This is a genomic window from Roseburia zhanii (genome assembly GCF_014287635.1).
Taxonomy (GTDB): Bacteria; Bacillota; Clostridia; order Lachnospirales; family Lachnospiraceae; genus Roseburia_B; species Roseburia_B zhanii.
On sequence record NZ_JACOPH010000009.1, the window covers coordinates 62338 to 77538 of the forward strand.

11 protein-coding genes are annotated in these 15201 nt (G+C 41.2%); all 11 read left to right on the forward strand.

The genetic code is table 11. From position 1 onward, the window contains the following. Positions 1–17: 17 nt before the first annotated feature. Positions 18–293 (forward strand): hypothetical protein, encoded by a 276-nt coding sequence (locus H8S17_RS10955; RefSeq protein ID WP_186867341.1) that lies wholly within the window; start codon positions 18–20, stop codon positions 291–293. A 102-nt stretch (positions 294–395) separates the two neighbouring features. Beyond that, complete coding sequence (locus tag H8S17_RS10960; protein WP_186867342.1) at positions 396–770, forward strand: hypothetical protein; 375 nt, start codon at positions 396–398, stop codon at positions 768–770. Between the two features lie 105 nt (positions 771–875). Next, positions 876–1073: a hypothetical protein gene (locus H8S17_RS10965; RefSeq protein WP_186867343.1), complete on the forward strand. Its 198-nt coding sequence runs from the start codon at positions 876–878 to the stop codon at positions 1071–1073. A 30-nt stretch (positions 1074–1103) separates the two neighbouring features. Further along, positions 1104–1385, forward strand: a complete 282-nt coding sequence (locus tag H8S17_RS10970; RefSeq protein WP_186867344.1) for a helix-turn-helix domain-containing protein — start codon at positions 1104–1106, stop codon at positions 1383–1385. A gap of 183 nt (positions 1386–1568) precedes the next feature. Continuing rightward, positions 1569–1919, forward strand: coding sequence for a type II toxin-antitoxin system RelE/ParE family toxin (locus H8S17_RS10975; RefSeq protein ID WP_186867345.1), 351 nt, complete (start codon positions 1569–1571; stop codon positions 1917–1919). Next, on the forward strand, positions 1909–2211 hold the full coding sequence (locus H8S17_RS10980) for a helix-turn-helix domain-containing protein (protein ID WP_186867346.1): 303 nt from the start codon (positions 1909–1911) through the stop codon (positions 2209–2211). The genes H8S17_RS10975 and H8S17_RS10980 overlap by 11 nt, the downstream gene beginning before the upstream one ends. Positions 2212–2333: 122 nt before the next feature. Further along, on the forward strand, positions 2334–2486 hold the full coding sequence (locus tag H8S17_RS10985) for a hypothetical protein (protein ID WP_186867347.1): 153 nt from the start codon (positions 2334–2336) through the stop codon (positions 2484–2486). 411 nt (positions 2487–2897) lie between these two features. Further along, the gene (locus tag H8S17_RS10990) at positions 2898–3716 is read left to right on the forward strand and encodes an ADP-ribosylglycohydrolase family protein (protein ID WP_334298759.1); all 819 of its coding nucleotides are present in this window, start codon (positions 2898–2900) and stop codon (positions 3714–3716) included. A gap of 129 nt (positions 3717–3845) precedes the next feature. Beyond that, entirely contained in the window at positions 3846–8681 is a 4836-nt protein-coding gene (locus H8S17_RS10995; protein ID WP_186867349.1) for a leucine-rich repeat protein, read from the forward strand. 131 nt (positions 8682–8812) lie between these two features. Next, positions 8813–12034 carry a leucine-rich repeat protein gene (locus H8S17_RS11000; protein ID WP_186867350.1) on the forward strand — a complete coding sequence of 1074 codons (3222 nt, stop codon included), beginning with the start codon at positions 8813–8815 and terminating at the stop codon, positions 12032–12034. 207 nt (positions 12035–12241) lie between these two features. Further along, a complete protein-coding gene (locus tag H8S17_RS11005) occupies positions 12242–15199 on the forward strand; it encodes a fibronectin type III domain-containing protein (protein WP_186867351.1) in 2958 nt (985 codons plus the stop codon). Positions 15200–15201: the final 2 nt, after the last annotated feature.

The following is a 15201-nucleotide window of genomic DNA, read 5'->3' on the forward strand; positions in this document are numbered from 1 at the left end:
TGAAGAGAACGATGTTTATGGACATAATATCACAGTACATTGGCATGGAATGTATTGCAGTTGTTCAGATGGAGCCAGCAGTTCTTGAGTCAATCGGTAAGAAGATTGATACAAAAACCGTTGTAAAATCTAACGGTACAAAAGCTCTCAAGTATGATGTAACTAATGCACTTAAAAATCTTTATGGCGTAGGCTTTGAATGGATGGTAGAAGCAGGAACTATTAAGCCTGCTGATATTCCAAGTGTATTGACTGACAAATATACAAAGAAGTCTAAGAAAAACAATAAATAATATGCAAACATAAAATGCATGGTTAGAGAGGGCAAGGCAAATACTTTGCCCTTTTTATAGTGTGCATTTTACACAAATAAAAGACTTCCAGGAGGTATAATCATGGAAAAGAAAAATTTAAATAATTGTACTATGAATGAGGCTATCGCTATTTTAAAAGAAGCCTCAATGAAAAGCGAAAGAGGCAATTTTACAATCAAGTGCGATAATTGTACACTTGATATTGTATGTGGCGGTGAATTTAATATGTGCGATAATGTAATTGAAGTCGCATTATTTACAGCAAACGGAGAAACTTGGCTCCCTCTTGATATGGAAAATGCAGATGGGAGTGTTTTTACAGAAGATAGACCGATCATCCACAATCTTCCGTTAATTTGTTTTCCTGCTTTTGTAAAGCAGTTTAAAAAATTATCTGATGAAGATATGCCCACAGTATGGGATGCATGGGATACAATCTCATGTTTTCCAATGTAATAATTTAGTAAAGGCAGACTAACAATCTGCCTCCGTCTTACGGTGTGAGTCCATAACCGATGAGCAGAAGCGAAACGGAATGCAAAATTTAAGGAGGATAAAATCATGGGAAAAGATAGGAGCATGGCAATTAAACACGCAAAAGCGAAAAAGGAAGCAATGAAAGAAGTCATGAATAATCAAAATGACTTTGCACAAACTTCATGGGGACTTACTGACAATATGCGTAAATGGTTCAAGGCAAAACCATATGCATTGACATATGGAAAACAAAATGTTATTGCTAATCACAAAATATTGTGATAGAATGGAGGTGCATAAAATGGAGGTGAAATGATGATAGTTTATTATAAATTAGCAAATGTTTTAAAAGAAAGAAATATGCAATGGAAAGATTTGTGCGAATCTGGTATTTCTACTAATATGCCTACTAGATTTTCGCAAAATAAAAATATTAGCTCTGATACTATAGATAAAGTCTGTGCATTTCTTAAAGTACAGCCAGGAGATATTATGGAATGGATAGATGAATCTGAACAAAAAGAAAAAGAAATACAATCACAAATTGATGCATTGCAAAAGCAATTAGAAGAAGTAAAAGCAAATAAGAAATAACAATGCGTCAAATATAACCACACACCAAGCACCCAATTTCCGGGTGCTATTTTGTTACAACCAACACAAAGAATGGAGAACAAACGGACAGCTTGTATACTGCTCACGGAAATTAAAATGCGCTTGACAATATGGAAAAATTGCCATATTATACTCATATAGAAAGTACATCGGAGGAAATTTATGAGTGAATTTAAAGCAGAATTTTACGAAAATGGAGATGAAATTCCTGTAAAAGAATTTTTGGACAGTCTTGACGACAAAATGCGTGCAAAATTCTCAATGGAAATCAAACTTCTGGAAGAAAAAGGTAATCAACTAAGAGAACCTTACAGTAAACCTCTAGGAGATGGAATTTTTGAACTACGTGCAAAAGTGGGAACAGATATTTCAAGAGTGTTATATTTCTTCTATTATCAAGGGAGAATAATATTAACGCATGGATTTGTTAAGAAAGCACAAAAGACACCACCAAGCGAAATTGAAAAAGCGAAAAAGTACAGAAAAGACTTTATAGAAAGGAATGGTGAATAATATGAAATTCGATGATTATTTACAGGAACAGTTAAAAGATCCTGATTTTAAAAAAGAATGGGATGACATTCAGCCAGAAATGGATGTCATCCGTGCTATGATTGATGCACGGATTGAGCAGAATTTAACGCAAAAGGAACTTGCTGCACGTACAGGAATTGATCAAGCAGATATAAGCAAGTTGGAAAATGGAACTAGAAACCCAAGTTTAAAATTATTAAAGAAACTTGCTTCTGGATTGGGAATGCAATTAAAAATTGAATTTGTGCCAATGCAAACATTACGGAAATAGCCTACATTACTGCTTTATGTGGGCGAAGCGAAAACATAAATAATCCGATTTATATAGCATCTAACGGAAATCAAAATCTGTTAGGTGCTATTTTTATACCCAAAATTAAGGAGGCAACAATCATGATGAAACACACAACAGAAAGTACAAAAGAATATTTAGGTTTAAAAAGTAAGAGAAAAACTACACCTAAGCTGCTAAAAGATTTTTCACATGCGGATATCAAGACAACACTTGATTATATAGGCATAACAAGAGAAAAGACTGCCGATTAAGACAGTCTATCTTTTAAAAGTTTTCTTTAATTCTGAACGGAAAGCGGTGTTGTCAAAAACATCAACATCATTTTCGATAATGCCTAATTCTTGTAATACTTTACAAGTAGTACGAATAGAAGCAAAACGATCAAAGTCACTGATAGTACGCAAAAGCTTTATAACTTCTGCAACTTAATTGTGTCGTTCATATCTTTTTTGATTGCACCATGAAATGCAAACTCAAAATTAATATCTTCACATTTACAAGCTTCTTCAGAAGCTAAAGCTAATTTTGAAATCAATTCATACAGCTTATTGCAATTATGAAACTGCTTACAAACAAATATTGATCAGTTTATGCGACAGCGGTATATCGTGTACCGCTGTTTTTTTGTCTAAAAAGTGTCGCCAGATTGGCGACCATGTAAAATTGCTTTTAGAGTATGCAGTCCTTTTGAGTTTGACAGAGGAAATAAAACAAAAAATTTCAAACTATTTAGTAAAGGCTGTCATTTTACGGATGATACCGTTATGACAATAGCGGTAGGAGAGGCATTATTAACTGTTGGAACTGATGCAGGAATAAATGATATTAAAAGGGCAGTTATTTCTAATATGCAGGACTGGGGAAAGCGGTATCCACATGCAGGATATGGTGGAATGTTTAGACACTGGCTTAAAGAAAAGAATCCCAAACCATATGGAAGTTTTGGAAATGGTTCTGCCATGAGAGTGTCAGCAGCAGGGTGGCTTTATGAATCGATCGAAAGAACCAGAGAGGTTGCAAAAATAACTGCAAGTGTAACACATGATCACCCAGAAGGAATAAAGGGAGCAGAGGCAGCAGCAAGTGCAATTTTTATGTCAAGAAAAAGTTTCTCAAAAGCAGAAATTAAAGAATATATTGAGAAAGAGTTCCATTATGATCTGAATAGAAGTTTAGATGAAATCCGACCGGAATATCATATGTATGAAACTTGTCAGAGAACGGTTCCAGAGGCAATGATTGCATTTTTAGAAGCAGAAGACTTTGAAGACGCTGTTAGGAATGCAGTATCGCTTGGTGGTGATACGGATACACTTGGAGCAATTACAGGAAGTATAGCAGAAGCATTTTATGGAATACCGGAAGTACTTATTGCAGAATGTCAGAATCGGATTGATAAAGACTCTATGATGGATATTCTGACTGAATTTGACCGTGAAACTGGGCAGCAGAAATTAAAGTTTGGTAAAAAACAGTTCTAATCCAGTACTTTGGTTTGCTTTACACATCCTCGATGGTTATGTTACAGTATGAGTATGACAATGGGATGCCGATGTATTTATGAGGCAGAACAAGAAATTACAAGTACATAGTTTGGAGGAGGATATTATATGAAGAAACGAGTATTGAGCCTGTTTATGACCTTGATGCTCTGTATGACATCACTGCCCACAACGGCATTAGCGGCGGCAGACGGTGAAGCCGGATCTTATGTATCGGCAACTGCGGAAACAGATCAGTCACAGGCATCTGCTGATGAGGCAGAAAGCTCCACTGAGGAGTGCGAACATGATGACGCAACGTATATTCAGGTTGAGGGCAAGAACCAGCATCAACTCAAATGTGCAGAGTGCGGATATGTTGGAGAGTCGGAGGATTGCAACTTTGATGGCTTAGGTGGCTATGCTCAGGGCGATGCCGATGGGCATTATGCAAAATGTATCTGTGGCAATGAGGATAAAAGCAGTCAGACCGCACATACGATGATGACGCTGCCAACAGATGATAACAAATACCATACTTACATGTGCCAGATGTGTGGTTATGTAGGCAGTGACGCACAATTAGAAGAACACAGTTATGATAACAAAACAGGCGAATGTACTAAATGTGGATTTGCACCTGTAGCCGTAGACGAGAATGACAATCTCTATGACTCTGTAACAGATGCCTTAGAGGAGGCTGCACGTACAGGGACTAAGTCTGTAAAGCTGATCCAGAGTGCCTTTGCAACTGAGATGGAAGATAACACTGTAATTCAAGAACCGGTTGAATTTAACCACCCGGACGCAATAGTTGAATTGCAGATGAATGGGCATACTCTGACATCTGATAGAGGTACAACTTTACTGGTCGAGGGTGGAACGCTGAAAATCACAGGAGATGCAACAATTAACAACACAGGACTTCACGAACTTGCCGGTTCGGCTGTTAAGGTTTCCGGAGGCAAACTGATTTTTGAAGATGATTTAGCGGCTCAGGGCAGCATAGACACCAATAATCATACAAGTCAACCTGCGGTTTACGCCGAGGGCGGTGAACTGGAGTTTAATGGCAATTTGGATTTGAATGGCTCCTTGACACTTGCTAAGACTGCAAAACTGACTCATGGACTGAATAAAGGCACGTTCCGGGCAGCTTACGGTTATCGGTTATCGGTTGGGAATAGTACTGTCTACAAGAGCAAGAAATTCTATGGTTTGCTGGCAGAGGGCTATACCTTTGTTCAGAATGATGATACGAGCAAGTTTGTAAATGTCGACAGATATACGGAGTGGGCATTTGGAGATGTTACCATTGTGGAGCACCCGCAGCATACATATGAGCCATCTACTGGTGCCATCTGGGAATGTGCCTGCGGTCTGATATGCATACACCCTGACGGCTATCCGGGTGGTGCATGCCCTGTCTGCGGCAGACCATGCCCACATTATATTGCGGATCAGAGCAGTGTTGACAGAAAATACTACTGCAATGATTGTAAGGAGCAGATGCTCGTAAGGACTAACAATCCTGATGGCACATGGAAGTTTTACACAGACTATAAGGCGGCAATAAAAGCAGCAGAGGACGGCTCAAAAGTTGTTTTGTTGGATGATGTGGCGCTGCAGGGTTGGAGCGGACCGGTTATTTCCGGTAATGGAAAAACTGTTACGCTGGATTTGAATGGATACAGCATCACGGGCAATGTCCCTGTGGTTATCGTTGGAGATAGCAGAAGTCCAACATCATGCACATTAAAAGTCATCGGTGCCGGCAGTCTTAAAGGCATAGACGTTTCTGTAAAAGCCAGTCTGGATTTGAGCGAGTGGAAAAGTGGCACGATTACGCAGGTATCTGTTTCAGACGACTCGAATTATCCCGCAGAAGAAAGGGAAGCAGGGCTCACCATTGGACCGGATGCGGGAACGGTTCAATCATTATGGTTCACAAATAATCAATTAGGTACATTAACAAATAAAAAATTGAGCGGCGGCAGCTATGGAGAGATTTATCTTCCTGATTTTGGAACATCGATTCAGGCTGGCAGTCTGCTGGCAGAAGGTTATGCATTCCAGAATGCAGATGGAACATATGTGGAGTACACGCAGGAACTCTTAGGAAAATCTTCTCTTAACAATGTCAAGGTCGTAAAATGTGTCCATGAAAAGATAGAAAATGACACCTGTGTATACTGCAATATGACAGGTATGCGGGCGATGCTTGATGACACGACATACACCGATATTGACAGTGCGGTTACGGATTGGCTGGAGAAAGGCGGTCAGTTGAGGCTGTATACAGATTATTATAATCGTGATGGTATTGATTTTAGTAAGGCAAAATCTCCGCTTGTCATTAACCTGAATGGGCATAATTTTGAAAAAGGGGGATGCATGCGTCTAAGAGGTGCAGACCTGACGATCAGGGATACCGCAGAGAAAACCGGATTATTCGGCATACTGCTTGCGGACAATGGTACGCTGACGCTCGATGGTGGAGCATTGGAAGCACTCCACGTACTCAAGGATTCTAAAGCTGAGATTTATCTCCATGGCGGTCAGTTCACAGTCGGAGAAATCCATGCTTCTGTGTATAAGCTGTTAGAAAAAGGATATTATCTGCAGAAGGATGGTACTCCCATAGAGCCGTTAGAAAAGCTTGTTGTCGGTGACACCTATCAGATTGGAAAAGCGGATATTGAAGTTGGAGGCGATGGAAGCAATTTAGGCGGTGATATTGCAGTCGGTAAGTATCAGGTGCCTGTCGCAGCAATTATGGAGATTGGTGACGACAATGTCAAAGAAGTGATGTTTACATGGTATCTTGTGAAGGATGATGGTACCACAGCGATACTTGCAGGCAGTGATTATGTACCGGTGACAGACGGCAAGGCTGCCTATGATGTCAACACCGATGGTTCGGCATACGCCCAGGAGGGCTGGAAAGATGTGGTGCAGGATGAAACCTATGATCTCATCTGTGTGGTAACCGGAAAGACAGATAGCGGTGAGCAGTGGAAGACAGCATGGGACGATATCTACCATATGAATACGCTGCCGCCTAGTCTGGAGAATGCAGAGATTACGTTCAATGCTGTCCCTTCATTTAAAGGTGACAATACATTCGTATTCTGGCCTGACCCTGATGATCACAGTGTGGGATGGCTGAAGCTGCCTTATACCGTAACCCTTGACGGCACTGAACTGGAACGGAACATAGATTATGGTAGTGCAGGGGGCGATTGTGCAACGGAGATTGGCAATTATACAATGAGAATCTTGGGTGTAACCGGGCGTTATAGCGGCGAAAAGACGATTGATTGGAAGGTCGAACCGCATCAGTTAGGTTCCATACAGTTTGAGTCAGGGTTTAAAGAATATGACGGCACAGACGCTTTGCCAGAAGGTTCTGTAAGCAATCAATTTACGAGCCAGTCGGGTTATAGCAGCCTCATCAATTTAAAAGAGGGAGAGGATTATGAGGTAACCGAAGCACGCTATACGTCTGTGGAGGCAGGCGGGGAGATTAAGGATTTCGTTGTTACGGTAAAACTGAAGAATAAAAATTATGTATTCGATGATGGCACAACAGAAAGAACCTTTACAACCACTAACTCCAATGCACAATTCGGTATCGTAAAAGCAGATGCACCTGCAGTAGAGGAAGCAGCACTTACAGTTACGAACGATCATGAAGAAAGCTGTATGGTTGATCTGTCTGCACTGCTGCCGGCATTGGATAGTCCGATGGAATACGGTGATGTAACCTATACGATCGACAAGGTTGACCTTGGCAGCTATTATGATGCAACAAAGGGTGAAGCTAAGATTGAAGATGGCAAACTGATTCTGCCGATTCAGAACGTGAATACGGAGAAAGAGGGCTCTATCGGTACGGTTGCCGTAAAGGCATGCTCCACAAATGTTGATGATATGACCCTGATGATCAATGTCAGTGCAACAAATAAGATTGTTCCAAAGTTAGATGGTACACTGACGCTTGACCCAGCCGAAATTACTTACGGCGGCTTACTGGGTACGATTGCCATTTCCGGTACGATGAAGGACGGTGACAAGGTAGTTTCCGGTACATTTGCATGGACAGACGGTACGATTAGGCCTGAGGTCGGAGATGGTACATATACGGCTTCATGGAAATTCACACCGGCAGATACTAAAAACTACGCAGTAACCACCGGAACTACGAAAATCAAAGTCAACAAGGCGGCTTCTACTGGTGAGCCTAATTACACAAAAATCACTGCCGATGGCAAGACGCTGGCAGATGCAAACCTGACACTGACAGGCAGTACTTTAAGTCCGGCGGCTGGTACATTAGAGTGGATAGATGAGGCAGGCAATGTGTTGTCTAATGACACTAAGGTGGAAGCTAACAGGATCTACAAGTGGCGCTTTACACCTGCGGATAGTAACTACAATATCCTGACCGGTGAAGCCGAACTGTATCATGCAGATAAGTCTGCAACAGATGTTACAGATGAGAAAACATTGCCGGCAGTTGGTACGAAAGTGACTTCCGACGATGGAAAAGCAACCTATAAGATCACCAGATCCTCTTTGAAAAACAAAACTGTGACCTATGCTGCAACAACGAATAAAAAAGCATCGACGATCACCATTCCAGATACTGTGGTGATTAGCGGAGTAACTTATAAGGTAACTGCGGTTGAGAAGAATGCATTTGTAAACAATAAGAAGCTAAAGACGGTGACGATTGGTAAAAACGTAACAGCCATCGGCGCTAAGGCATTCTACGGCTGCAAGAATATCAAGACGATTATCATTAAGTCAAAGAAACTGACGACTAAGAAGATCGGCAGTAAGGCATTTTCTAAGACACCAAAGAAGATGACAGTGAAAGTGCCAAAGAATAAATTCAAGGCTTATAAGAAAATGCTGATCAAGCGTGGAGTGAATAAAAAAGTGAAGTTTAAGAAATTTTAGAATGTGGAATGCAGTAGAACAATGTTAAGGTGTTCTACTGCGTTTTCTGAATTTTGAGAACAGGAAGGGAAGAACAGCAGATATAGACCGAAGAAGGTCAGATGGTTTGCAGGGAAAGAGAGGAAAATCATATGAACAGACAGCGAAACAGAAAACGATTGTTTAGCAGTATTTTGTGTCTGTCCCTTGCCTTATCGGGGCTTACGGTTCCAGCAGGAAAGGTGCAGGCAGAGGATATAAATGAGGAAAAGGAAACAGAGTATGCCAGTGAACCGGTAGAGATTTACCCATGGGAAGCACCAACTGTAAAAACAATGGATTTTGGCACAGGAAATATGATCGATCCGGCAAGACCAAATAATAGCAAAGATGCATGGAAGGGCTGTTTTGTATATTATGGAAGTTATGATGACAAGCCGGTGAAGTATCGTGTGTTAGATGCCTCTACTACAGATTATAGTGCAGATGGAAAGACACAGACAATGCTTCTTGATTGTGACAGTATACTGTGTGATTGGAAGTTTGACGAAGATTTAGAGGCAAATGTAACAGGTAAAAAAGCCAATGACTGGTCGATCAGTGATGTGAAAACAAGCCTTAATGGAACGGATTTCTTAGATAACGAAGATGTATTTACAAGTGTGGAAAAGAGTGCCATCGCACAAAGCACAAAGGCAGGTCATGCCTTAACAACGGACAGTAAGACCGGAGTAAATGTGTCTGGTGGGACACAGGGAGCATTTGTGAATTACATTGCATTAGACGGAGAACAGATCTTCCTGCTTGACGCAGAAGATGTCAGCAACGGAGCATATGGATACAGTATGGCAAAAGAACCAGCAGAAAATCGGAAGAAGACAGGCGGTTCTGATAATTGTTGGTGGCTTCGTTCTGCCAGCATTATGGAAGATTTTATTGTCGGCTTCATTTATTTTGACGGCGATATCTATGAGCTCGGTGTGGACGGTAATGTCCCCAGCGTGAGTCCTGCTTTAAATGTGAAGCTGTCATCAGTCCTCTTTTCGTCTGCGAGTATAAGTGAAACAGGTTTTGCCGGAAAATCTTCTGCTCTAAATAGTGAGAGCACAGCGATTGGTACAACTCAAGATGTGGTGTGGAAACTGACATTAAAAGATGAGGGTAAAGCAGTCACATTGACAGAGGGAAGAAGTGTAACAAAAGCAGGTGACGGAACGATCACCGTACCATATACCTATACCGACGGTGCGACAGCCGATAAGGAGAAAGTCAACCAGATTTCAGTCATGATTACGGATAAAGCCTATGATGCGGCAAAAGAAGCAGATGCACAGGAAGCACAGATTCTTTACTATGGAGCATTGGAAAATATTAGAAATGATAGGGGAGAAGCAAGTACTGTAGCACAAGCTGCCACTGGAACCGGAACATTTTCAATTCCAAGTGGTCTTACCGGAACAATGGGTGAAGATTATCATGTGTATCTTTTGGCAGAGCATATGAATATGGATAATAGCACAGACTATGCCAGTGAGCCTTTTGAAGTAGAAGTTAAGACACCGGTTGACAGGACAGAAGTGGAAGTGCCAAGTATAGAAGCTCCAATAGCAGAACTTCCATTTGCTGCTACAGAAGTGAGCATATCCGGTACAAATCTGTTATCCAAAGCAATGATCACATGGTCAAAAGACGGCAAAACAGTGAGCGGCAATGCAGAACTGAATACTACTTATACAGCAAGTGTGACCTTGACAGCGGCAGATGGATATGCCCTGATAGATGCATCTGGCGTTGCGGCAGATGTGATCTTGAATGGAAAGACAGTGGATTCTTCTGATATTACAGCGAATGTAGATGGAACGATCACCGTTATTCTAGGAGATTACACGTCAGTAAAGCGAAAACTGATTGAGGTGACGGCACCGGCTGTTCCGGTAGAATTTGCCAATTATTATACAGCAGAGAATGTGCTGTCAGCCAGAGAACTTTCCGTACCGGCAAAGGTTACACTAGAGGGCATAACCAAGCCGGAAATAGTGGATATGGAAGTAGAGTGGCTGCTTGCGAATGCAGATCCTTATGATTCAACACCAGGGGCAGCAAATACTTTTCAATGGGTTTTAAAAGAATCTGCATATGCAGATTATGATAAAAATAATGTAGTAATAGATGGAACGGTAACTATTCAGAATAAGGATTATACTCCGGTATCGATTAGTGGTCCCGATGTAGAAATCACTTATGATGGAAGTCATACATTGGACGTTTCTAAGTATTTTACCATAGATGCCAATGCGGGAGCACCCACTTATGAATTGCTGGGCACTTCCACAGGAACAGGCACATTGAATGATACGACACTTACCATGCATACATTAGGAACCTTTGCTATCAGAGTAAGCACAGCCATGAATGGCGTGTATCAGGAAAGTGAACATACCCTTACCATTACAGTCAATAAAGCTGCTGCACCAGCAAATAAGCCGGAAAGTGCTATCAATACCATTTATACCAATGATACGGTAGAAAAGGTAACATTGCCGGAGGACTGGATATGGAAAACAGAAGATAAGACAAAGGCATTAGAAGTAGATAAGGCAGTAACAGCAACTGCTATTTACAATGGTGCAGATAAAGGAAACTATGTAACTGAGAGTGTTGAGATTTCCATTACCCGTCAGGTATGCACCCATATTTGGGATAATGGTGTTGTAACCAAAGAGCCGACCACATCAGAAAAGGGTGAAAAGACTTATACCTGCTCCGTATGTAAGGCTGTCAGGACGGAAGAAATACCGGTGAAAGAAGGCACACCGGCAAAAGACGAAACACAGGCAAAAGACGAAACACCGGCGAAAGACGAAACACAGGCGAAAGACGAAGCACCGACAAAAGATGAAACTTCGAAAGAGAAAACATTACCGGCAGTTGGTACGAAAGTGACTTCCGATGATGGAAAAGCAACCTATAAGATCACCAGATCCTCTTTGAAAAACGGAACTGTAACCTATGCTGCCACAACGAATAAAAAAGCATCGACGATCGTCATTCCGGATACGGTGGTGGTCAGCGGAGTAACTTATCAGGTAACTGCGGTTGAGAAGAATGCATTTGCAAACAATAAGAAGCTAAAGACGGTGACAATTGGTAAAAACGTAACAGCTATTGGTGCTAAGGCATTCTACGGCTGCAAAAATATCAAGACGCTGATCATTAAATCAAAGAAACTGACGACTAAGAAGATCGGAAGCAAGGCATTTTCTAAGACACCAAAGAAGATGACAGTGAAAGTGCCAAAGAATAAATTCAAGGCTTATAAGAAAATGCTGATCAAGCGTGGAGTGGATAAAAAAGTGAAGTTTAAGAAATTTTAGAATGTGGAATGCAGTAGAACGAAGTTAAGGTGTTCTACTGCATTTTTTGTGGGGTAGTTACGGTTCACACCTGACAGCGCAGTGTCAAGCTTGCGTCTGAACAGTAACCGTAGGTTACAGTGAAAACAAAAAAATAATCCCGAATGGTAGAAATCACCGAATAAACGGAGTATAATAAGGGGTAGAGCTTAAAGGGAGGAATTGCAGATGAGATACACAAAAAGGATAGCAGCAGCCTTAGTGTTTGCAATGGTTGTAACGACACTGCCGGGAGAAATTCCATTAGCAGCAGAAAGCAGGGCAAAAGGTAATGACATCGTAACCGAAGACCTTATGAAAGGTGAGAAACTTAGTACAGAAGTGACAGAAGACACCGAAATAACCGAAGGTACCGAAGATTCAGGAAATGCAGGAGGAACAGGCGGTACCGAAAACTCAGGAAGCACCGGAGGAACAGGCGGTACAGAAAACTCAGGAAGCACCGGAGGAACAGGCGGTACAGAAAACTCAGGAAGCACCGGAGGAACAGGCGATACCGAAAACTCAGGAAGCACCGGAGGAACAGGCGATACCGAAAACTCAGGAAGCACCGGAGGAACAGGCGATACCGAAAACTCGGGAAGCACCGGAGGAACAGGCACTACAGAAGAAAGTGCAGCGTCCGTATCGAATTTGAAAGTAGAATATCAGGAAAGCAAAGGCATCATCACATTAACCTATGACAAGAAAGACTGTGCCTATGTCCGTATCTATGCAAATGGAAAAGTGGTCGAAGCGAAGTATACAGGAACCGTATATGATTTTGATGAAGTAGAAGAAGGAAAGGCATATACATTTACGGTAGAACCATACGATACAAAAGATCTTGCGGGAAAATCCTTAGATGTGGACGTTACTGCACCTTATAAAAAGGCATCTGTTGAAGATGTTGATGTAGATTATAACCTTGAAAAACATGTTCTCGTCATTGACTGGGAAGGAAGTAATATCGCATCTGCCGATGTGTATCAGGATAATGTACTGATCGCTTCGAAAGTCAGGGATATGCGTTACCTGACAGAAATGAACTTAGAAGCATTGAGCAAACATACATACAGAGTCGTTCCTTATAATAAGAATGATGAAGCAGGAACAGAGAAAAGTTATCTGTTAGAAGTAGATGATTATGTTGCAAGGTTAGACAGGTCCGATATCAATTATAATGAAACATTAAAACAGATTACGATGAACTGGGATGATACATTTACCCAGTATGTAGACATTTATCTGAATGATGAAATATTAGTACAAAAGTATACACAAAAAAGTTATGTATACAACTGTAGTTTACAGCCGGGAGCAACCTATACCGTATCTGTCGTTCCTTATAATTTCAGGAATCAAGAGGGAGAAATCACAGACTGCGATATTTCCAGCGGATATTTTGAAGTACCGGATGAACCGGATGTTCATGTGACAGGTGTTGCCTTAAAAGATGCATCTGGCAGTTATACCGGTTTTTCCAAGCCGGCAGTTACTGTCAAATGGGAGGCACAGGGACAGGCAGTCTATGAGATCTATCGTGCAGAGAAGAATAAAAAGAGTGCATATACATGGCTTGCAACAGTAAAACCGGACAAAGACGGTGTCTATACCTATACAGATGAAAAAGTAGGTATCAGTACTTATCATTATAAGATCCGTAGAAAGATCGTCTGCGATGATTATATTTCACAGGAATTATATACTGCATTATCAGACGAGGGAGAAGCAAATGTTTCCATATCCAAACCAACGGTAAAAGCGAAGTTAGAGGAAGATGGAGCAATCCATCTGACTATGAGTGCAAAACGGGAATATATTTCCGGTTATGATATTTACCGTAAAGGAAAAAAAGGCGGTTACAAGAAGATCACATCTGTGACCGGAGATGAATATACAGATACAGAGATTGAATTTGGGCAGACCTATTATTACAAAGTAAAAGCTTTTTATTATGATGTGGCATCAGACAAAAAGACAGTCGGAAAATCTTCTACAGCCATCAAAGTGAAGAATACGATCGGAGCGATCGATGCAGTGGCAGAAGCAGTATCTTCGGACACAGTCAGATTGACATGGACAGCCGCAGCGAATGCAGAAGGCTATGAGATTTATTTTAAATCAAATACACAGGGTGATTCTTACGTACTATGGAAAACGACCGAAAGTCTGTCAGCTGCACGCAAATTAAAAAAGGGTGGAACCTATTCTTTTATGATCAAAGCATACCGCACGACAGACCAGGACAAGACCTATTTTTCAAGTGCAGAAGTAACTTACAAAATGGGATTTTCAGCACCGCAGGGGCTTCGGATCAAAAAAACAGCTTATCAGATGGATACGACAGCCAATGTTTTAGTAGAAAAAGATACTTTAAGCTGGAAACGTGTATACGGAGCAAGCGGTTATTATGTAGATGTATACAATACAAAGACAAAGAAATATGACCGCATCGCAAAAGTAAAGAAAAGCAGTAATACTTCTTATACGGTTACCAACCAGATCCTGCCGACAGCAGTTACAGTAAAATACCGTATCAGTGCTTATTCCGGTGACAGCGTGAAAAAAGGTGAAACGATCGACATCACACCACAGCTTGGAATGGCAGAGAAGGTAAAAGCAGTAAAGTCCGGCAGTAAAGTGAAGATAAGCTGGAAACGTGTTGCCGGAGCAGAAAGCTATTATGTCTACCGTTCTAATGGACGTACCATGTTATTAGTAGGTGAAACAACGGCAGCATCGATTACAGATAAGGGCTTAAGTATCGGAGCTTCTTACAAATATTATGTGCAGGCAGTCAATAAAACTTTAAAACTTACCGGAGCAAACAGCCTTCCGGCAGAGTATATGATTGCACAAAAAAAAGTGACAGGTCTAAAAGCAGTCAATAAAACAGCAGGAAGTGTGACGTTAAGCTGGAAAGCCGTAAAAAATATCCAGTCCTATGTGATCTATTATAAAACATCACCGGATGAGGAATACCGGAAACTGACAGAAGTATCTGCGAAAAAGACATCTTATGTCCATACGAAACAGACCATAGGTACGACCTGCTATTATCAGATTGTGGCAGTCCATAAGAACAGCGGCGGTGTGCTTGTAGAATCAGCGCCGGTATCAGCAAAAGTTAATATAGAAAAATAGCA